Origin of the sequence: Longimicrobium sp., assembly GCF_036388275.1 — a bacterium.
GTDB lineage: Bacteria > Gemmatimonadota > Gemmatimonadetes > Longimicrobiales > Longimicrobiaceae > Longimicrobium.
In genome coordinates this window covers 35,199-53,017 of record NZ_DASVSF010000055.1, presented here as the reverse complement: position 1 = coordinate 53,017, position 17,819 = coordinate 35,199, and the positions used below count along the sequence as shown (strand labels likewise).

The 17,819-nt window shown below is 69.7% G+C and carries 22 protein-coding genes and 1 pseudogene; 7 read left to right on the top strand and 16 right to left on the bottom strand.

The window, feature by feature from the left end; all coding sequences use genetic code 11:
- Positions 1-113 precede the first annotated feature (113 nt).
- Both VF632_RS11460 and VF632_RS11455 read left to right on the top strand, forming a co-directional pair.
- Positions 114-386 (top strand): annotated as a pseudogene (locus VF632_RS11460) (HU family DNA-binding protein); the annotation flags it as partial.
- Positions 387-897: 511 nt separating this feature from the next.
- The gene (locus VF632_RS11455; RefSeq protein WP_331023023.1) at positions 898-2,052 is read left to right on the top strand and encodes an AI-2E family transporter; all 1,155 of its coding nucleotides are present in this window, start codon (positions 898-900) and stop codon (positions 2,050-2,052) included.
- 448 nt (positions 2,053-2,500) lie between these two features.
- Here VF632_RS11455 and VF632_RS11450 read toward each other — a convergent pair whose 3' ends face one another.
- A complete protein-coding gene (locus VF632_RS11450) occupies positions 2,501-2,809 on the bottom strand; it encodes a hypothetical protein (protein ID WP_331023022.1) in 309 nt (102 codons plus the stop codon).
- A 72-nt stretch (positions 2,810-2,881) separates the two neighbouring features.
- A complete protein-coding gene (locus tag VF632_RS11445) occupies positions 2,882-3,469 on the bottom strand; it encodes a L,D-transpeptidase (RefSeq protein ID WP_331023021.1) in 588 nt (195 codons plus the stop codon).
- A 182-nt stretch (positions 3,470-3,651) separates the two neighbouring features.
- On the opposite strand from VF632_RS11445, the gene VF632_RS11440 reads away from it, so the two are divergent.
- Positions 3,652-4,446, top strand: coding sequence for a metallophosphoesterase family protein (locus VF632_RS11440; protein ID WP_331023020.1), 795 nt, complete (start codon positions 3,652-3,654; stop codon positions 4,444-4,446).
- Positions 4,443-5,165, top strand: a complete 723-nt coding sequence (locus VF632_RS11435) for an MIP family channel protein (RefSeq protein ID WP_331023019.1) — start codon at positions 4,443-4,445, stop codon at positions 5,163-5,165. Before VF632_RS11440 ends, VF632_RS11435 begins: the two co-directional genes overlap by 4 nt.
- An 88-nt stretch (positions 5,166-5,253) precedes the next feature.
- On the opposite strand, the gene VF632_RS11430 is transcribed toward VF632_RS11435, so the two are convergent.
- Together VF632_RS11430 and VF632_RS11425 are read right to left on the bottom strand one after the other, a co-directional pair.
- On the bottom strand, positions 5,254-5,679 hold the full coding sequence (locus VF632_RS11430; RefSeq protein WP_331023018.1) for a CoA-binding protein: 426 nt from the start codon (positions 5,677-5,679) through the stop codon (positions 5,254-5,256).
- 376 nt (positions 5,680-6,055) lie between these two features.
- Entirely contained in the window at positions 6,056-6,571 is a 516-nt protein-coding gene (locus tag VF632_RS11425; protein WP_331023017.1) for an adenine phosphoribosyltransferase, read from the bottom strand.
- Positions 6,572-6,714: 143 nt separating this feature from the next.
- Here VF632_RS11425 and apaG point away from each other — a divergent pair, with 143 nt between their 5' ends.
- Positions 6,715-7,095, top strand: a complete 381-nt coding sequence (apaG, locus tag VF632_RS11420) for a Co2+/Mg2+ efflux protein ApaG (RefSeq protein ID WP_331023016.1) — start codon at positions 6,715-6,717, stop codon at positions 7,093-7,095.
- Positions 7,092-7,571: a BsuPI-related putative proteinase inhibitor gene (locus tag VF632_RS11415; protein ID WP_331023015.1), complete on the top strand. Its 480-nt coding sequence runs from the start codon at positions 7,092-7,094 to the stop codon at positions 7,569-7,571. Before apaG ends, VF632_RS11415 begins: the two co-directional genes overlap by 4 nt.
- A gap of 84 nt (positions 7,572-7,655) precedes the next feature.
- On the opposite strand, the gene VF632_RS11410 is transcribed toward VF632_RS11415, so the two are convergent.
- Entirely contained in the window at positions 7,656-8,093 is a 438-nt protein-coding gene (locus tag VF632_RS11410) for an OsmC family peroxiredoxin (RefSeq protein ID WP_331023014.1), read from the bottom strand.
- 190 nt (positions 8,094-8,283) lie between these two features.
- Between VF632_RS11410 and VF632_RS11405 the strand changes: the two genes are divergently transcribed.
- The gene (locus tag VF632_RS11405) at positions 8,284-8,697 is read left to right on the top strand and encodes a hypothetical protein (protein WP_331023013.1); all 414 of its coding nucleotides are present in this window, start codon (positions 8,284-8,286) and stop codon (positions 8,695-8,697) included.
- A gap of 119 nt (positions 8,698-8,816) precedes the next feature.
- Here the strand turns inward: VF632_RS11405 and VF632_RS11400 are convergent, their stop codons facing one another.
- The 11 genes from VF632_RS11400 to VF632_RS11350 form a co-directional block, all read right to left on the bottom strand.
- Complete coding sequence (locus VF632_RS11400) at positions 8,817-9,950, bottom strand: hypothetical protein (protein ID WP_331023012.1); 1,134 nt, start codon at positions 9,948-9,950, stop codon at positions 8,817-8,819.
- 101 nt (positions 9,951-10,051) lie between these two features.
- A complete protein-coding gene (gene hisF / locus VF632_RS11395; protein ID WP_331023011.1) occupies positions 10,052-10,822 on the bottom strand; it encodes an imidazole glycerol phosphate synthase subunit HisF in 771 nt (256 codons plus the stop codon).
- Entirely contained in the window at positions 10,819-11,694 is an 876-nt protein-coding gene (dapF, locus tag VF632_RS11390) for a diaminopimelate epimerase (RefSeq protein WP_331023010.1), read from the bottom strand. The genes hisF and dapF overlap by 4 nt, the downstream gene beginning before the upstream one ends.
- Entirely contained in the window at positions 11,687-12,121 is a 435-nt protein-coding gene (locus VF632_RS11385; RefSeq protein WP_331023009.1) for a type II toxin-antitoxin system VapC family toxin, read from the bottom strand. Before VF632_RS11385 ends, dapF begins: the two co-directional genes overlap by 8 nt.
- 1 nt (position 12,122) lies before the next feature.
- The gene (locus VF632_RS11380) at positions 12,123-12,659 is read right to left on the bottom strand and encodes a hypothetical protein (RefSeq protein WP_331023008.1); all 537 of its coding nucleotides are present in this window, start codon (positions 12,657-12,659) and stop codon (positions 12,123-12,125) included.
- A gap of 136 nt (positions 12,660-12,795) precedes the next feature.
- The gene (gene hisH, locus VF632_RS11375; RefSeq protein WP_331023007.1) at positions 12,796-13,422 is read right to left on the bottom strand and encodes an imidazole glycerol phosphate synthase subunit HisH; all 627 of its coding nucleotides are present in this window, start codon (positions 13,420-13,422) and stop codon (positions 12,796-12,798) included.
- Complete coding sequence (gene hisB, locus VF632_RS11370; RefSeq protein WP_331023006.1) at positions 13,419-14,015, bottom strand: imidazoleglycerol-phosphate dehydratase HisB; 597 nt, start codon at positions 14,013-14,015, stop codon at positions 13,419-13,421. The genes hisH and hisB overlap by 4 nt, the downstream gene beginning before the upstream one ends.
- Positions 14,012-15,139, bottom strand: a complete 1,128-nt coding sequence (gene hisC / locus VF632_RS11365; RefSeq protein ID WP_331023005.1) for a histidinol-phosphate transaminase — start codon at positions 15,137-15,139, stop codon at positions 14,012-14,014. The genes hisB and hisC overlap by 4 nt, the downstream gene beginning before the upstream one ends.
- An 84-nt stretch (positions 15,140-15,223) precedes the next feature.
- Positions 15,224-16,522, bottom strand: a complete 1,299-nt coding sequence (locus VF632_RS11360; RefSeq protein WP_331023004.1) for an adenylosuccinate synthase — start codon at positions 16,520-16,522, stop codon at positions 15,224-15,226.
- A 120-nt stretch (positions 16,523-16,642) separates the two neighbouring features.
- On the bottom strand, positions 16,643-16,873 hold the full coding sequence (locus tag VF632_RS11355) for a hypothetical protein (protein ID WP_331023003.1): 231 nt from the start codon (positions 16,871-16,873) through the stop codon (positions 16,643-16,645).
- Positions 16,874-16,904: 31 nt separating this feature from the next.
- Positions 16,905-17,693 carry a phytanoyl-CoA dioxygenase family protein gene (locus VF632_RS11350; protein WP_349263994.1) on the bottom strand — a complete coding sequence of 263 codons (789 nt, stop codon included), beginning with the start codon at positions 17,691-17,693 and terminating at the stop codon, positions 16,905-16,907.
- Between the last annotated feature and the right edge of the window lie 126 nt (positions 17,694-17,819).

Here is a 17,819-nt window from a genome sequence, read left to right as displayed (position 1 = left end):
GGCCTTAAACCCAGCAATGGCGCCGCCGGAAGTGGAACCGGGTTTGCATCAGGGGTGCGCGGGGCGGCCGAGCGGCCGCGCCTTATCTCAACAGCCACTCGTGGAGAGGCCCAATGAACAAGTCGCAGTTCATCGATCAGGTCGCGGACAAGGCCCAGTTGAGCAAGGCGGCGGCGCAGCGAGCGGTAGACGCCATCTTCGACACGGCCGAGGGTGCCATCTCGGGCGCGGTGCACTCGCTCGGTGAGGTTTCCATCCCCGGCTTCGGCAAGTTCAGCAAGAAGACGCGCGCCGCCCGCACGGGCCGCAACCCGCGCACCGGTGCGGAAATCCAGATCCCGGAGCGCAGCACCATCTCGTTCTCGGCCGGCAAGAACTTCCGCGAGGGCACGCCCTCGGGCAGGCGGCGCGCGGCGGGTGCCGCGGCCGGCGCGGCGGTGGGCGCGGCCGCGGGTGCGGCGGTGGCGGGTGCCGTGGCGGCGAGCGGCGGCAGCAAGGGTCGCGGCAAGAGCACCGGCGGCACGGCTTCGGCCAGCACGTCGGGCGGAACCGGCACGCGCAGCGGCGGCGCCTCGAGCGGCACGACCGGCGGCAGCACCGGAGGGTCGACGGGTGGCAGCACCGGCGGCACCACGGGCAGCGGCGCCAAGGGCGGATCGAGCGGCGGCGCGGCCAAGACGGCCCGCGGCGGCGGCAGCGGCGGGGGCACCCGCGGCGGGCGTGGCGGCGGCGGCGCGAGCTGACCCACCGCACCGCGCAGGCGAGGCCGCGTCCCACCGGGGGCGCGGCCTCGCGCCGTTCTGGGGGCGGCCGCGGCGTTCACGCCCGAATCGTGCATCCACCCGGCGAAGTCCGTTTTCCGAGCAGGCCAGTCAACCGCATCGCGCCGCCGTCTGAATGTCAGAAGCCCAGGTTCGCCGCGTAGTCTGGAGATCCGCCGACGTCGCGCGGATCTTCGTCATGGGAATGCTGTTCCTGTTCCTGTGGCGCTTCTTCTGGTTGGTGCACGGCGCGGTGTTCGTCGTGCTGCTGGCCATCCTGATCGCCATCGTCATCCACCAGCCGGCGCGGTGGCTGGCCAAACACGGGCTGCCGTTCCGCATCGGCCTGGTGCTGATGGTGATTCTGTTCGTGGGCAGCATGGTGGGGCTGCTGTGGGCCATGATCCCGCAGGTGGTCAGCCAGATGCGCGTGCTGGCGGTTCAGCTTCCCGCGACGGTCGAGCACGCCCAGACGTGGCTGGGCGAAGAGACGGGCCAGGGACCCAACTCGGAGTTCGCGCGGAACGTCACCCGCCAGTTCACGGACTTCGTTGGGCGGTTCGTTCCGCTGGCGTTCAACATGATCACCACGGTGCTGGGCTCGTTCGCCATCATCGTGCTGGCCAGCTTCTTCGCCGCGCAGCCCAACCTGTACCGCTCGCTGCTGCTGGGGCTGATCTCGCCCGAGGTGCGGCCGCAGTGGACGCGCATCTACGACGAGGCGGGCCGCAGCCTGCGTTCGTGGGTGATCGGCAAGGCGCTCACCATGCTGCTGATCGGCGTGGTGACGTACGTGGGGCTTACGCTGTTCAAGATTCCCGGCGCCCTGGCCCTGGCCGCGTTCGCGGCGCTGATGGAGTTCATTCCCAACTTCGGCCCGACGATCGCCGCGGCACCGGCCATGATGGTGGCGCTCACCATCTCGCCCATGACGGCGGTGTACGTGGCGCTGTTCTACTTTCTGCTCCAGCAGGTGCAGAACGCCATCACGGTTCCGCTGGTGGAGCAGCGGGCGGTGAACATTCCTCCCGCCGTGCTGCTGGTGTGGCAGCTGATGCTGGCGTTGGGGTTCGGGCTGATGGCGCTGTTCGTGGCCACGCCGCTGCTGGCCGTGATCGTGGTGGCCGTGCGGGTACTCTACGTGGAACCGCAGGAGGCGCGAAGCCAGTGGGACCGCCGCGAGGCGCTGGCGGCGCAGGAGCGGAGCGAGGCCTTGGCCGATCCCGCGTCCACCGTGCTCGACCCGCCAGTCGCGCCACCCCTTGGCGAGGACCGGCCGCCCTCCTCGTGACGAGGACGAGCCCGGCGATGTCATCCCGACGGAGCGGCCACGGAGAACCAGCGGCCACAACGAGGACCGCAGCGACCGAGGGATCCGCCACACACCTCGCGTGATGCGTCCCAGCGGCCGGAACGCCCGAGCCTATCTCCCGTGGTCGCCTCGGAGGTGAGGGAGTTGATGCCAGGTTGGGCGACGCATGGGGTACCGCACAGCCTGACATCCGACGCAACGGCCGGTGCGGTGCGTCAGGGCGAGTGTGTGGCGGATCCCTCGGTCGCTGCAAAATGTGATGCAGACGCAGCTTACGCGTGGCCGCTCCGTCGGGATGACATGTGCGCTTCGGCAGGTTCGGTCACATGGCGGGATGACAGGTGCGCTTCGGCAGGTTTGGCATGCGCGATCTACGGCCCGACCGGGACGCGCCAGCGGACCGCTTGGAGCGATCTGTGGCGATCCCTCAGAGCCTCTCGCAGGGAAGGGCGCGCATCATCATCTCTTCCTGACGGTACTGCTCCGCCAGCCGCTTCCCGAAGGCGGACCACCAGTCACGATCCAGCTTTTCCGCCATCACCTCGACGGTCACCACGTCGTCGCGCGCCAGGTCGCCATCGTCGTCCTTCCACGCGCCGGCCGCAGGTGCGCGCAGGTGAGCCGTCACCCCGCCGAATCGCTCCGTCAGTTCCACGCGCAGCGCGTCCAGCCACGCCCGGGGGAACGGGTTCCCGTCGTTGTCGCGCAGCGGAACCAGGATCTGAACCAGGTGCATGGGCGATGTCGGGTGAAATGAGAACGGGGCCCGCATCCACTGGGCCCCGTCCAAGAATCTCAAATCGCGCGGCTACTCGCGTATCCGTAGCGTGACCGGCGACGAGAGCCCCACCTCGGCGGTGGACCGCACGCGGTTGATCACCTGCTGAAACCAACTGGGGCTGCGGCGCGCGCCGCCGTTCTCCATCACCATCTGCGCAAGCTCGATCACGTCGGCGTTGCGCATGCGGATGCAGCCGTGGCTTTCGGCCTGGCCCAGGGAATCTTCCTGGTGCGTGCCGTGGATGTAGTAGTCCGGCGCGCGGAAGAAGATCTTCACCCGGCCCATGGGGTTGCGCGGGTCGCCCGGCGCGCGCGCCCGGCGGTTGCGCGCCCACGCGGCATCGGGCGGAACCCACCGCGGATTCCAGATCAGCCGGCGGACGTTGAACGAGCCGCGGGGCGTGGGGTGCTCGGGCTTTCCGATCGCCACCTGGTACGTCCGCTCCACCTCGTCGCCCCGCATCACGTACAACTCGCGCTCCGACAGGTCGACGACGAGCGCGAACGGGCCGGTAGGAGTCCGGCGCTCCTCCGCCGCCTCGCTGCGCACCGTGGTACTGTCCTGCGCCCGGGCCAGCCCTCCCCCGAACAGCACACCCGCAAACGCCAGCGCCAACGACACTCCCCGGACTCGTGCTCTCAGCATAGATAGCGCTTCTGCAACGGGTTACGAGACACCTTCTGGACAGCTCCAAGGGAAGGATCGTGCCAAACATCTGAAATCCTTCGCATCGGCTACCATCGTGCCCCTCTTCCCCGGCCCTGCCCCGCCCCGTATCCTTCCGCCGCATCCACCCGATGATCCGCCGGACTCCCATGCGCTACGCGCTGATCTCCGACATTCACGCCAACCTCCCGGCGCTGCAGGCGGTGCTGGCGTCCATCGCAGCCCGGGGCGACGTGGACGCGACGTATCACCTGGGCGACCTGGTGGGATACGCGCCGTGGCCGCACGAAAGCGTCGACACCATCCGCGCGGCCGGCATCGCGGGCGTGGCGGGAAACTACGACTCCACCGTGGCCGCGGATTACAAGCACTGCGGCTGCAAGTACGAGGACGCCCGGCAGGAGGAGCTTTCGCACCTGAGCTACGCGTGGACGCGCGAGCACGTGTCGCGGGAAACGAAGGCGTTCCTGGCCGCGCTTCCGTTTCGCCTGGACCTGCGGCCCAACGGCGGCCACGCGCCGGGGCCCCGCGTGATCCTGGTGCACGGTACGCCCACCCTCAACACGCTGTACTGGACGGCGGACCGCCCGGACGACTTCTGCCTGAAGATGGCCGCGCAGGCGGGCGCGTCGGCCGGTGACGTGATCTGTTTCGGCCACACGCACGTGCCGTGGCACCGGGAGGTGGGCGGCATCCATTTCGTGAACACCGGCTCGGTGGGGCGCCCCAAGGATGGCGACTGGCGCGCGGGCTACGTCGTGCTGACGGTGGATGGCAGCGTGCTCGTGGAGGTGGTGCGCGTGGAGTACGACGTGGAGCGGGCGATGGAGGGCATCCGCCAGAGCGAACTGCCCGACGACTTTGCCGATCAACTGCGCCGGGGCGGATCGCCGCGGCCGGACACCAACACCGGAGGCGACACGTGACGGACCTGTACAGGCGCGCCGGCGCCGAGGCGCTGGGCACATTCTTTCTCGTCCTGATCGGCCCCGGGGCGGTGATGGTGAATGCGCGGACCGACGCGCTGGGCCACCCCGGCGTGGCGCTCGCCTTCGCCTTCGTGGTGACCGCGATGGTGTATGCGCTGGGGCACCTTTCGGGCGCGCACATCAACCCGGCGGTGACCATCGGGCTGGCGTCGCGCGGCCGGTTCCCCGCACGCGAGGTACTGCCCTACGTCCTCGCCCAGTGCGCGGGCGCCACCCTGGCGTCGTTCGCCTCGCGCGCGGCGCTGGGCAGCGTCGGCGACGTGGGTGCCAGCCTACCCTCGGTGCCGCACGGGGCGGCGTTCGGCGTGGAGTTCCTGCTTTCGTTCGTGCTGATGTTCGTGATCATGGGCGTGGCCACGGACGAGCGCGCCACGGCGGGCGCGTCCGGGCTGGCCGTGGGCGTGACGATCGGCTTCTGCGCGATGGTAGGCGGGCCGCTGACGGGCGCGTCGATGAATCCAGCGCGGACGCTGGGTCCGGCGCTGGCGGGAGGTGGATGGGAGGGGCACTGGATCTACTGGATCGCGCCGATCGCCGGGATGCTCGCGGCGGCGTGGGTGTACGATGCGCTCCGGCCGGCGGGTCGCGCGGGCGTTGTCCCGACGGGCGTGCCGCTGGGCACCGAGGGACCGATCGACCAGGGACGGCGCGTGTAGCTCGGGCTCGAGGGTCGGCTGAAGAAAAGAGGCGCGGGGGAATGCTCCCTCCGCGCCTCGTCGTCGTTCCCGAGCCGCCACCGGCCGATCAGATCTCGCCTGCGTCCGAGAGCGCGTGGTGGTCCTTGTACATGCAGCGGTCCTGCACCACGCGGATGCCGGCCTCCTGCAGCCGCGCCGCGGCCTCGTCGTTCCGGATGCCGAGCTGGAGCCAGACGGCCTTCGGCTTGAGCGCCAGGAGCTCGTCCACGTGCTTCGCCACCTGGTCCGAGCCGCGGAACACCTGCACCAGGTCCGGCGCGGCGGGCAGGTCGCCCAGGCTGGCGACCGCGCCGGGGTAGCCGTCCCGGGCCAGCTTGGGGTTCACGGGAGTGATCTGGTACCCGTGGGCGGCCAGGTACATCGGCACGCCGTGCGCGGGGGCCATCGCATCGTCGTCGCCCTTCATCCCCAGCACGGCGATGGTCCTGGTGCTCTTGAGGATCTCCACCGCTTCCTGCGGTACCGCTTCCATCCGTATCTCCCGATTGCTGGTCGACCGCTGATTGCTCGGCGGCCCGGCGGGCCAGTTCCGTGCCGCGTGGCGAGGGGCGTTTCAAATAGCTGCGGCGCATGCCTCGGCGGGCCCCTCCCCCGCCCCTCCCCCGGCAAACTGCGCCGGGAGAGGGGAGAACTTCGAACCGGGTGAGGCTGGCAGCCGGTGAATGCCTTGGCAGCCCCCTCTCCCCGACCCTCTCCCCCGCTTCGCAGGGGAAAGGGAGAATTCGATCGCGCGTCGGCTGGCCTGGTGCACTGGATTTCGCGCGCAGTCCGCGAAGGCGGACTTTGGGCCGTCGTTGCCGCGACGCCGCGACTTCAGTCGCCCCAGCAGGGCTGGCGGCCTCGAGATGCTAATACGTGATCAGCGAGTGCACGGGATCGTCGACCAGGCGCTCGCGGCCGCGCAGGAAGCCGAGTTCCACCACGAAGGCGAGCTCCACGACGTGCGCACCCAGCGCGCGGACCAGCGAAGCGGCGGCATTGGCTGTGCCGCCGGTGGCCAGCAGATCGTCGACCACCACCACCGACTCGCCCGGGAGCAGCGCGTCGCGGTGGATCTCCAGCGTGTTGGTGCCGTATTCCAGCTCGTACGACTGGCTGATGCGGTCGGCCGGCAGCTTCCCCGGCTTGCGCACCGGCACGAAACCCACGCCGAGCGCCACGGCCAGCGGCGCACCGAAGAGGAAGCCGCGCGACTCGATGCCCACCACCGCGTCCACGTCGCGGCCTCGGTACCGCTGGGCGAACGCGTCCACCACGTCCGCCAAACCGCGCGGGTGCCGCAGCAGGGGGGTAACGTCGCGGAACAGGATGCCCGGAAGAGGGAAGTCGGGAACGTCGCGGATCAGCGCCTTCAGGTGCTCCATGAGTGTGTTCGGATCGCGGGGGTAGATGCGCGGCGATGGCCGAAAATGTAGAAGGCAGCGCGGGTGATGAACAGCCTGAGCGTTGACCCGGGCCGGTGCGCGCCCTATCTATCCCGCCGAGCGCACACCGACCCGGGCACGCCATGCTGTTCTACCGCATCACCGACGGAATTCGCGTCACCGCGACGCCCTACTACCTGGAGGCGCACTCGGACCCGTCCGAGCCGCGCTTCGTTTTCGCGTACGGCATCCGCATCGAGAACGTGGGCGACCAGCCGGCGCGCCTCCGGTGGCGGCACTGGTTCATCCACGACCCCGCCGCGGGCGACAGCGAGGTGCAGGGCGAGGGCGTGGTGGGACAGGAGCCGCTGATCGCGCCGGGAGGCGTGCACGAATACCAGAGCTTTTGCGTGCTGCGCGGGCCCGAGGGCCACATGGAGGGATACTACGTGATGGAGCGGCCCGACGGCGCCACCTTCCAGGCCGCCATCCCCCGCTTTCTGCTCAGGAGAAACCAGGCATGACCCGCCGCCTCCCGGCGTTCGCCGCGCTGCTCCTGGCGCTCGCCGCCTGCGAAACCGGCAGCGAAAGGAAGCCGGCGGTCAGCGTGCGCCTGCGCACCACCCCGGGCGATACCATCGCGCCGGGCGATTCGCTGCACATGAGCGCCTGGGTGATCAACCGCGAGCGCGAGCCGCTGAAGCTGGAGTTCGAAAGCCAGTGCCAGGTAGAGATGTTCGTGCTGACGGAGGACAAGTCGATCGTCCACCCGCCCGGCGGCGGCAGCACCTGCATCAGCACGCCCACGTCGCTGGAGGTGCCGGCGAACGACTCCGTGCGCGTGGACGATGCATGGCTGGCGGCGGCGCCCCAGCCGGGCGAGTACGCGGCCTACGCGGTGGTCTCCAGCTATCACGTCACCCGCGGCGAGCGCCGGGACTACAAGCTCAGCCACCGCTCGAACATCGTGACCTTCCAGGTCGCCCGGCCCCCGAGCTGAACCGTCTGACGAACTAACCGAACAACGGCCCGGCGCTCGTGCGTCGGGCCGCTTTCGTCTGCGCATCCGCTCGGCCGGACCGAATCAGGCGGCGCCGGACTCCAGGGTGGCCTGCAGCTGGATGTCGACCCCGGCGAGCGCCTGCGACACGGGGCACCCCACCTTCGTGGCCTGCGCGATGGACTGGAACGTCGCGTCGTCGATCCCGTCCACCCGCGCCGTCACCTGCAGCTGCATGGTAGTGATCTTGAAGCCCTCGCCCACCTTGTCGATGGTGCAGGCGGCATCGGTGTGCACCCGCGTGGGCGGCGTTCCATTCTTCTCCAGCCCGAGGGACAGAGCCATGCTGAAGCACGCCGCCTCGGCCGCGGCCAGCAGTTCCTCGGGGTTGGTCCCCGGCTCGCCCCCGAATCGGGTGCCGAACGAGTAGGCGCCCGCGATGGCGCCGCTCTCGCCGCTGAAGCTGCCGTTCCCCTTCTGCAGTCCGCCTTCCCACGTCGCGCTCGCCCTGCGTGTCGGCATCGAGATCTCCCCGTTCCAAAGGTTTGGTCGCTGATCGCGAAAGCCGCCGGGTGGAAGCACGAACCGGGCCTTTGGCAACGGGAGCCGAGGCGTCGACGCAACCCGTTGGCAGATTGACAGATGCGCCCACGTGGGCACACCGTTTGCCACTGCGTGCGGCCCCAACGTCCACGAAACCAGGAGGATGACGATGAAGAAACCGCTGAACGCGCGGGCGCACGGAATGATCGACTACACCACGGTGGCCACGGTAGCCGCGGCGCCGCGGGCCCTCGGCTTTCCGCGCTCGGCCGAGGGGCTGGCGTACGGGCTGGCCGCCGGGTACCTGGGCCTTTCGCTGATGACCGACTATCCGCTCGCGGCCAAGCGCCTGCTGCCCTTCAAGGGCCACGGCGCCGCCGAGGTGGCCATCGGGGCCGCCCTTCCCTTCCTGCCCTGGCTGCTGGGCTTCGCCGACAACCGGCGCGCCCGCAACTTCTTCCTGGGGCTGACGGCGGTGACGGCCGTTTCGGCGGCGCTCACCGACTGGGACGCGCCCGACGCCGACCACGAGTCGGGCGGGACCATGGAAGTGAACCTGGACCGCGACCTCGCCCGCGCCTGAGGTCTCCCGGGGGACGAAAGAAGGGCGGGCGCCGCGAGGTGCCCGCCCTTTCTGCCGCCAAGAACGAGGAGAGGCGCCGACCCGCGGGGGCCGGCGCCTCTCCTCGTCCCGGTAGTCCGCTACTGGTACTGCACGTAGAGCGGTTCCGGGTACAACTGGATCAGGTCCCGCGGCGTGGTCAGCGGGCCGCCGCCCTTGGTGTCGTTGTGGTAGAAGTTCTTCCACCCCGTGAACTGCACCGGGTGCCGCAGGATGTAGTCCCGGTACGAGTCGTACTTCAGCCACGGCGCGCCCCAGCCGTCCATGTGCATCACCACCTGCACCTCGGGACGCAGCTGCACGTTCTCGGCGTCGGGCACCATGCCGCGGGTGAAGCGGTGGATGATCAGCACCTTCGGGGGCAGGTTGTGCTGCCGCACCATGTTGGCCAGGTACTCCGAGACGTAGTTGATGTCGCGGGCGTACATCGTCCCGATCTTCCGGCCGGGAACCACCCCTTCGCGCATGTAGAACTCCGGGTCCACCGCCAGGTGCACGTCGGGGTTCTTCAGGATGTACTCGAAGCGCGGCAGGATGTTGCGGATGTCGTCGGTTCCTACCTGGATGTCGACGAAGAAGATGCCGTTGATGGACTTCGCCATCTGGTAGATGGAATCCACCGTCTTGTCGCGGGCCTGGATCCGGTACTTGCCCGAGGGGCCGGGGTCGCCCTGCGCCACCACGGCCACCATGTGCAGCCCCGGGATCACCGGCGTGCCGGGATCGGCCTGCGCCCACGCGTCGGCCTGGCGCCGCAGCCGGGCCAGCATGTCGTCCCGGGGGAACTCGCCCAGGGCGCCCATCTTCTTGGAGCTCGGGTTGCCGTAGTACACGATGATACGGTTGCACGGCAGGAGCACCCCGTCGCGGAACTCCGGCATCCGCGGATACCACTTCTGCTCCTTGGCGAAGACGGGGTTGCGCCCCGCCCCGGGTGCCTTGGCCGCGGAGTCGGCCTGCATCGCCTGGGCCGCCGAGTCCAGCCGCGCCTGGCGCCGCTGCATGCACTGCTGCGCCTCGGCCGCGCTGTTGCCCATGGCGTACTTGACGGCCGGGCGCGCCGCGGCGCTGTCGTTCCCCGACTTGGCCGCGCCCGTGTCGCCCTTGGCGGCACCCTTTCCTTTTTCCGTCCCGCCGCCGTTGTCGCCACCGCACGCGGCAAGCGAACTAACCAGCGCGGCCAGGGCCAGGCTACGCGAAATTCCGTGCTTCAACGTTTCTCTCCTCCGTTCGGGGCCGCCGCCGGGGCGCCCGTCGCCATTTCGAACCCACGACCTTCCCCCGCGAACGGCAAGGGCCGCGCCGCGCCGCCGGACTACTGCCGTACGGGGTGCCCCCGCGCCGCCAGGTACCGGCGCGCCTCGGCCAGCGTGTACTCGCCGAAGTGGAAGATCGAGGCCGCCAGCACGGCGTGCGCGCCGGCCGCCAGGGCGCTGTCCAGGTGCTCCAGCGCCCCCGCGCCCCCGGACGCGATCACGGGAATGCGCACCTCGCGGGTGACCGCCTCCAGCAGCGGCAGGTCATAGCCGTCGCGGGTGCCGTCCCGGTCCATGGAGGTCAGCAGGATCTCTCCCGCGCCCAGCTCCTGCGCCCGCCGCGCCCAAGCGACGGCGTCGATGCCCGTCGGCTTCCGGCCGCCGTGCGTGTACACCTCCCACCCGCTCTCCGCCTGACCCGTGGTGGTGCGCCGCGCGTCGACGGCCACCACCACGCACTGCGAGCCGAAGTGGTCTGCCGCCCGCCGCACCAGGTCAGGGTCGGCCAGCGCGGCGGTGTTGACGGCGACCTTGTCGGCCCCGGCGCCCAGGATGGCGTTGAAGTCGTCGACCGAGCGAATGCCGCCGCCCACGGTGAACGGAATGAAGATGCTCTCCGCCGTCCGGCGGATGACGTCGAGCATCGACGCCCGGCCCTCGTGGCTGGCGGTGATGTCCAGGAAGCAGAGCTCGTCCGCGCGCTCGGCGTCGTAGCGGACGGCCTGCTCCACGGGGTCGCCCGCGTCGCGCAGCCCCACGAACTGGATGCCCTTCACCACCCGCCCGTCCTTGACGTCCAGGCAGGGGATGATGCGCTTCGCCAGGCTCATCCCAAAATCTCCAACCGGCGCAGCATCCCTTCCGTGAGCGTGCCGCGATAGACGGACTCCACCGGGCCCCGCAGCACGAGCGACCAGTCGTCGCGCACGTGCACGTGCAGGGTGCCCCCCGGCATGCGCACCGCCACCTGCCGCTCCGACACCATGCCGCGCCTCACCGCCGCCGCGGCCACCGCGCAGGCGCTGGACCCGGAGGCGCGCGTCTCGCCCGCCCCGCGCTCCCACACCCAGGCCTCCACCCCGTCCGGCTCCATCGGCACGGCGAACTGCACGTTGACGCCGCGCTCGAAGTTCGGGTGGGTGCTGATCTGCGGCGCCCGGCGGCGCAGGTCGTCCAGGTCCAGCTCGTCGGCGAACACCACGCAGTGCGGGTTGCCGATGGACACGGTGTTGATGCGCACCACGTCGCCCGACGCCAGTTCCAGCGGCTCGTCCTCCGTTTCGCGGTCCGGCCCGGGAAGGCCCACGTCGGCGCTGCGGAAGGTGGCGGTGCCCATCTCCACCTCCACCGACAGCACGCCGTCGCTCGACACCTGCAGCACCTCCATGCGCACGATTCCGCCGGGCGTTTCCACCGTGAAGGGCGCGCGCTCTTCCACGTCGCCCTGCTCCAGCAGGTACGCTGCGAAGATGCGCAGGCCGTTGCCGCTCTTCTCGGCCTCGCTGCCGTCGGGGTTGAAGATGCGCACGCCGAAGTCGGCGGCGGACGAGGGGACGCGCGCCAGGATGCCATCGGAGCCCACTCCCGTGTGCCGGTCGCAGAGCAGGCGCACGGCGGGCGGCGTCAACTCGAAGCCCAGGCCCTCCATCGCCAGGGCGACGTAGTCGTTGCCTAAGCCATGTCCCTTGAAGAAATCAGTCACGCGTTTCGCCAGACCACGGGTTGATGAGCGGTGCGCCCCACCCCGCGCAGTGCCGCTCGTTGCGGGTGACCAGCGTCAGGTTCAGCACGATCGCCGTCGCGACAAGCAGGCCATCCGATTCGGGGAGCCCGCGGCCGGTGCGAACCGCGTCCGCGGAGATTCGTCCCCACTCCAGCGCAATCGCCTCGTCTACGGGGATCGTCCGGTCCTTGTAGTTCACCGGGAGTTGCTCCCCCAGCCACAGCCAGAGCATGTCGGTACGCGGGCCTGGAGGGCGGAGAATCACGCCCCGCCGGATCTCCCCGTACGAGAGCACACTAATCGCGAGTTCGTTCGGAGGCTGAGCGTTGATCCATTCAGTCACGCCCAGGTTGGGGCGTTGGCGCACCGTCTCGGAGAGCACGTTCGTGTCGAGGAGGAAGCGCATCTCACTGATCGTTGCGCCGCATGGCCGCGTCCCACTCTTCTTCCGAGATCTCTCCCGTGCGAAGCGCATCCGCAAGGGGGGAGTTCTGCATGAAGTTCATGAACTCCAGACCGGGATATTCGCCCGGGGCCAGATCCTTCTCCCAGGGCAGAGCCCAGCGTTGGGCCCCTTCATCCCACTCCCATACCCACTGCCGATCGCTGCCTGGCTCGCCCGGGGCTGGCCGCTGCGCCGAGTGGACGGGAGCGTCACGGCGCTCTGCCGGAACGTCTGGCTCACGCTTCGCGACTGATCCGCCGTCCCGCAGGTTCTTGATACGCGCGAGGAACGACGGCCGCGTTCTCCGCTCTCCAGCCGCAGCTGGCATCGCCTGTGACGCCCGTTTGGCCGAGACGCCGAGCAAGCGATCGTACTCGCTCGCTGCGATCACGACCACGGCGTCCTTGCCGTTGGACAGGCGCTGCGGCTCCTTCGTCAGCGCCAGCCGAACCAGTTCCCGCAATCGATGCTGCGCGTTCTTCAGCTTCCAGGTGTGCATCGGCCTCCTCCCGTAGACGTCGCCCCCACTCTCCTAAGCGGAACGGTAAACGGGATTTACGAGCCGCGCAACGAGCCCGAAGCCGCCACAAGCGGGCACTCCGTACGCACCAGCGGCGCCATCGGAGCGTCCGGGTTCAGAGCCGCGAGAAGTTCCCCAGGATCCGCAGCCCGTCTTCCTGGCTCTTTTCGGGGTGGAACTGGATTCCCCACACGTTGTTGCGCCCCACGATGCTGGCGAAGGCGGCGTCGTACCGGCAGCGGCCCAAAACGGTCTCGCTGTCATCCTCCATCACGGCGAACGAGTGCACGTGGTAGAACCAGCGCGGCTCCGGCCCCGCCACGCCAGCCAGCACGGGATCGGCCTCGGCGCCGCGGATGAACTCCACCGAGTTCCACCCCACGTGCGGCAGCGGCAGGTCCGTGGGAATGCGGCGCACGGTGCCGGCCAGCATCCCCAGGCCGCTCACCCCCGGCGCCTCGTCGCTGCCCTCGTACAGCAGCTGCATCCCCACGCAGATGCCAATGAAGGGCCGTCCGGCCGCCACGTGCTCGCGGATGGCGTCGCCCAGCCCTTTCTCCTCCAGCCGCGTCATGCACTGCCCGAAGTGCCCCTGGCCGGGCAGCACGAGCCGGTCGGCCGCGCGCGCCACGGCGGGGTCGTCCGTCATCGTGACGGCCGCGCCCTCGTGCTCGAACGCCTTGGCGACGGAGCGCAGGTTTCCCGCGCCGTAGTCCAGCAGAACGACGTGCGGACGGGTCACAGCGCGCCCTTGGTGGAGGGCACCTCGCCCGCGCGGCGCTCATCCATGCGGGTGGCGGCGTCCAGCGCGCGCGCTGCGGCCTTGAAGGTGGCCTCCACCACGTGATGCGCGTTGTCGCCGCGCAGCCCGTCCAGGTGCATGGTCAAGCGCGCCTCCATGGCGAATCCGCGCCAGAACTCGGCAGAGAGCGCCGCGTCGAACTGGCCGATCATCGGCTGGTCCATCGGCAGGGGCACGTCGAAGTGCAGGAACGGCCGGCCTGACACGTCCACCACGGCGCGGACCAGCGCCTCGTCCAGCGGTACGGTCGCGTCCGCGTAGCGCACGATGCCGCGCTTGTCGCCCAGCGCGTCCAGGAAGGCGCCGCCCAGCGCGATTCCCACGTCTTCCACCGTGTGGTGCGCGTCGATGTGAAGGTCGCCCGCGCACTCCACCTCCAGGCTGAACATGCCGTGGCGGGCCAGCGCGTCCAGCATGTGGTCGAAGAACCCGACCCCCGTGCGGACGCTGGCTTCGCCCGTCCCGTCCAGGTCGATGCGGACGCGGATCTCCGTTTCGCGCGTCTTCCGCTGGCGCTCTCCCGTGCGGCTCATCCCTGTTCCTCCGTCATGATCGTACGGACCGCGTGCAGGAACGCGTCGTTCTCCGCCAGCGTACCTGCGTTCACGCGCAGGCACCTGTCGAGCATGGGATACTTGGATACGTCGCGCACCAGGATTCCGTACTCCGCCAGCAGCCGATCGAACAATTCCGTGTGCGTAATCCGGGGCGACTCCACGCGGAACACCAGGAAGTTGGCCGCGCTGGGATACACGTGGAGGCCGGGGATCGCGCGCAGTGCTTCGTGGATGCGGTCGCGCTCCGCCGCGATCTCGTGCACCATGGGCGCCAGCTCGGCGCGGCAGCGCAGCACCTCGGCAGCGGCCACTTCGGTGAAGAAGTTGATGTTGTACGGCAGCTTGGCCTTGTGCACCTCCGCGGCGAGAGACGGATGGGCCAGCATGTACCCCGCGCGCAGCCCCGCCATCGCCATCGCCTTGCTGAAGGTGCGCAGCACCACCAGCCGGGGGCGCGCATCCAGCATGGGAATGGCGTCGAACCCGCCGAACTCCACGTACGCCTGGTCCAGCAGGATCAGCGCATCCGTCTCGTCGTGAATGCAGCGGATCTCGTCTTCACCCAGCGCCGCACCGCTGGGATTGTTGGGCGTGCAGAGGACGATGACGGCGGCGTCCGTCTCGCGCGCGGCGCCGATGATCGCCTCCACGTCGAACGACAGGTCGTCCTTCAGGGGAACGGAGGCGACGGTGCCGCCGTTCACCTCCGTCATCAGCCGGTAGAGCGTGAAGGTGGGCTCGGGGATGACCACCGACACGCCGGGGCCCACGGTGACGGAGAGCACCGCCTGGATCAGCTCGTTGGAGCCGTTGGCCACCAGGATGCCCGTCGACGGCCAGCGCGTGGCTTCGCTGACGGCCTGGATGAAGTTGGAGGCCACGAACGGCGGATAGCGGTTCCACGGCCGCTCGGCGAGCTGGGCCTGGATGCGCTCCTTGAGCGCCCGGGGCACGTCGTACGGGCTCTCGTTCTGGTTGAGCTTGATGCGCGGCTCGTACGGCTTGAGCGTGTACGCGCCCAGGGACCGCACCGACGGCTTTACGTGCCGCAGCGCCGCGTCGACGTCAGGGGACTCAGTGGGATCGATTAATTCGGTCATCTCGACTGCCATTTCCTTCCTGAAACGACGGCGGGCGCAGTGAGTGCGCCCGCCGTGCCAAGCCGCCCGGACCCTCCGTGCGGCTCAGGGCCGTACGTGGATGATCTGGTCGCGGCGCGTGCCAACCGACACGTACCAGATGGGCGTCTCCGTCAGCTCCGAGAGGCGGCGGAGATACGCCTGCGCCGCCTCGGGCAGGTCTTCCCAGCGGCGCGCGCCGGCCGTGGACGCCTGCCATCCCGGCAACGTCTCGTACACCGGCTCGGCGGCCTCCAGCAGCCCCAGGTCGCCCGGAAAATCATCCAGCTCCTGCCCCTCGGCGCGGTACGAGATGGCGATTTTCAGCTCGGGAAGCGTGTCGAGCACGTCCAGCTTGGTGACCGCCAGCCCCGTCAGCCCGTTCACGCGGGCGGCGTAGCGCACCACGACCGCGTCGAACCAGCCGCAGCGGCGCGGGCGGCCGGTGGTGGCGCCGTACTCGCCGCCCAGCTCGCGCACCTGCTCCTGCATGGGCGAGGGGAACTCGGTGGGCAGGGGGCCTTCACCCACGCGGGTGGTGTACGCCTTCACCACGCCGATCACGTCGTCCACCATCGTCGGGCCAATGCCCACGCCCAGCGCCGCGCCGCCCGCCGTGGTGTTGGACGAGGTGACGTACGGATAGGTGCCGTGGTCCACGTCCAGCAGCGCGCCCTGGGCGCCTTCCAGCAGCACCTTCTGCCCGGCGCGCAGGGCGTCGTGAATCACCCGCCCGGTATCGACGGAGATGGCCAGCAGCCGCTCGCGGATGGAGCCCACCTCCTCAATCAGCGCCGCCTCGTCCACCCGCTCGTTGGACTGAAACAGGTGCAGCCGCTCGTTGACGCGGGCGGCGGCGCGGCGAAGCGCCTCCTGGGCGCGCGTCCAGTCGCGCAGGTCGGCCAGGCGAATGCCCTGGCGCGCGACCTTGTCCTCGTACGCCGGGCCGATCCCCCGCCCGGTGGTGCCGATCTTCCCCGCGCCGCGGCGCGCCTCGGCCGCGCGGTCCAGCACCTTGTGGTAGCTCAGCAGCAGGTGCGCGCGCCCGCTGACGCCCACGCGGCCCTCGGCGTCGATGCCGCGGGCGGTGAGCGCGTCCAGCTCGTGGAAGAACTGGAAGGGATCGAACACCACGCCGTTGCCCAGCAGGCAGCGGCGGCGCGGGTGAAGGATGCCGGACGGGATCTGGTGAAGGATGAACTCGTCGTCGCCCACGTGCACCGTGTGGCCGGCGTTGCTGCCGCCCTGGTAGCGCGCGACCACGTCCACGTCCTCGGCCAGCACGTCGACGATCTTGCCCTTGCCCTCGTCGCCCCACTGCGAGCCGACGATCACCACGCACCGGCTGCCGTTCGGTTCCCTCATCTGCCCAGTCGCCAAGCTTCTGTCCCGTTCAGTCGCACGAAAAACGCGGCCCCATCCCGCAAGGGTGGGACCGCGCGTTGACGTATCCTGTGCGCAATCTGCGAAGCCGCCCGGCGGGTGTCAACCGCAGGAGCGCGGTTTCTCTACACGCTCACCGGCCGCCTCGATTGCCTCCGCTATCTCACGCGCGACTTCTCGGTCCATGGTACCCGCGAAGCGCAGCAGTGCCGCGCCTGAACCGTCACGGCGCGGAGACTCGCCGAGAGCATTTGCGTAATCCAGGACTGCGCGCTGCTGTGCAGGGTCCAACTGCGCCAATCGCTCGCTGATTTCCTGTTCGAGTGTTGCCACGACTATCTCCGGCTTCCGATTCAGCGGATAGTTACGCCTCGCCCATCATCAGGCCCTCGATGCTGTGCGCCTGCACGATGGGCTCCAGCTCCTCCACCACGCGGCAGGTCAGGTGCTGCTTCACCTCGTCCGGCAGCGCCTCGTAGTACGCGCGGCTGAACTGCAGGTCGTGACGCTCGGAGTTGTCGGCACCGGGGGCGTCCACGCCCAGCACCAGCACCGGGCGCGACTTCTGGCTGAGGTTCGCGGTGCCTCGGTGGATGGTGAGCGCCGACCGGGCCGAGATGTCGCCCATCTTGGGCATCTTCCGCTGCGCCCGCTCGAGGTAGCGAGGATAGAGCGACTTGGCCGGAAACATCTCGTGCTCGAACCCCTCGGGCGTGTCCCACTGCGTGCCCGGGGCGATCTCGAAGGGCCCCATGTCCTCGAACACGTCGACGGTGGTCACGTTGAACGCCAGCGAGTTCAGGCGGCGTCCGATGAGCGTGTCTTCGGGCGCGGGAAAGTCGCGGTGCCAGGGCTGGTCCTGCGCGCCGGGCCCGGGCACGTCGAACCCGATCTCCACGATCTTGTACTCCGGCCCCAGCACGGCCGTGCACACGGCCACCACCCACGGATGCGTGACCAGGTCCACGAACCCGCGGATCTTTTCGGGATGGATCTCCACGTAGTACCGCTTGGGCCCGCGCCCCACCGCGCCGCCCGGGCGCTTGAGCGCGTCCTGGAACAGCTCCTCGATGTCCTCGCCCAACTCCTGCACCCATTCGCGGCTGAAGGCGCCCTTGTAGCCGATGATACCGTCGCCGTACAGGCCGCCCATGATGGCGGAAACGTCGAACTGGGCCTGCACAGGCTGCGGCGCGGGCGGGGCGACGATCGTCTCGGTCACGGGACCTCTCCTGGAATGCGGGGCTGGGGGACGCAAAAGGCAGGATGCAAACTGGGC

What these genes read in the sequence shown, in the direction of transcription:
- VF632_RS11455 (WP_331023023.1), top strand. Translation starts at nt 898, where the DNA reads ATGTCAGAAGCCCAGGTTCGCCGCGTAGTCTGGAGATCCGCCGACGTC.
- VF632_RS11450 (WP_331023022.1), bottom strand. Translation starts at nt 2,809, where the DNA reads ATGCACCTGGTTCAGATCCTGGTTCCGCTGCGCGACAACGACGGGAAC.
- VF632_RS11440 (WP_331023020.1), top strand. Translation starts at nt 3,652, where the DNA reads ATGATCCGCCGGACTCCCATGCGCTACGCGCTGATCTCCGACATTCAC.
- VF632_RS11430 (WP_331023018.1), bottom strand. Translation starts at nt 5,679, where the DNA reads ATGGAAGCGGTACCGCAGGAAGCGGTGGAGATCCTCAAGAGCACCAGG.
- VF632_RS11425 (WP_331023017.1), bottom strand. Translation starts at nt 6,571, where the DNA reads ATGGAGCACCTGAAGGCGCTGATCCGCGACGTTCCCGACTTCCCTCTT.
- apaG (WP_331023016.1), top strand. Translation starts at nt 6,715, where the DNA reads ATGCTGTTCTACCGCATCACCGACGGAATTCGCGTCACCGCGACGCCC.
- VF632_RS11415 (WP_331023015.1), top strand. Translation starts at nt 7,092, where the DNA reads ATGACCCGCCGCCTCCCGGCGTTCGCCGCGCTGCTCCTGGCGCTCGCC.
- VF632_RS11410 (WP_331023014.1), bottom strand. Translation starts at nt 8,093, where the DNA reads ATGCCGACACGCAGGGCGAGCGCGACGTGGGAAGGCGGACTGCAGAAG.
- VF632_RS11405 (WP_331023013.1), top strand. Translation starts at nt 8,284, where the DNA reads ATGAAGAAACCGCTGAACGCGCGGGCGCACGGAATGATCGACTACACC.
- hisF (WP_331023011.1), bottom strand. Translation starts at nt 10,822, where the DNA reads ATGAGCCTGGCGAAGCGCATCATCCCCTGCCTGGACGTCAAGGACGGG.
- VF632_RS11385 (WP_331023009.1), bottom strand. Translation starts at nt 12,121, where the DNA reads ATGCGCTTCCTCCTCGACACGAACGTGCTCTCCGAGACGGTGCGCCAA.
- VF632_RS11380 (WP_331023008.1), bottom strand. Translation starts at nt 12,659, where the DNA reads ATGCACACCTGGAAGCTGAAGAACGCGCAGCATCGATTGCGGGAACTG.
- hisB (WP_331023006.1), bottom strand. Translation starts at nt 14,015, where the DNA reads ATGAGCCGCACGGGAGAGCGCCAGCGGAAGACGCGCGAAACGGAGATC.
- hisC (WP_331023005.1), bottom strand. Translation starts at nt 15,139, where the DNA reads ATGACCGAATTAATCGATCCCACTGAGTCCCCTGACGTCGACGCGGCG.
- VF632_RS11360 (WP_331023004.1), bottom strand. Translation starts at nt 16,522, where the DNA reads ATGAGGGAACCGAACGGCAGCCGGTGCGTGGTGATCGTCGGCTCGCAG.
- VF632_RS11350 (WP_349263994.1), bottom strand. Translation starts at nt 17,693, where the DNA reads ATGGGCGGCCTGTACGGCGACGGTATCATCGGCTACAAGGGCGCCTTC.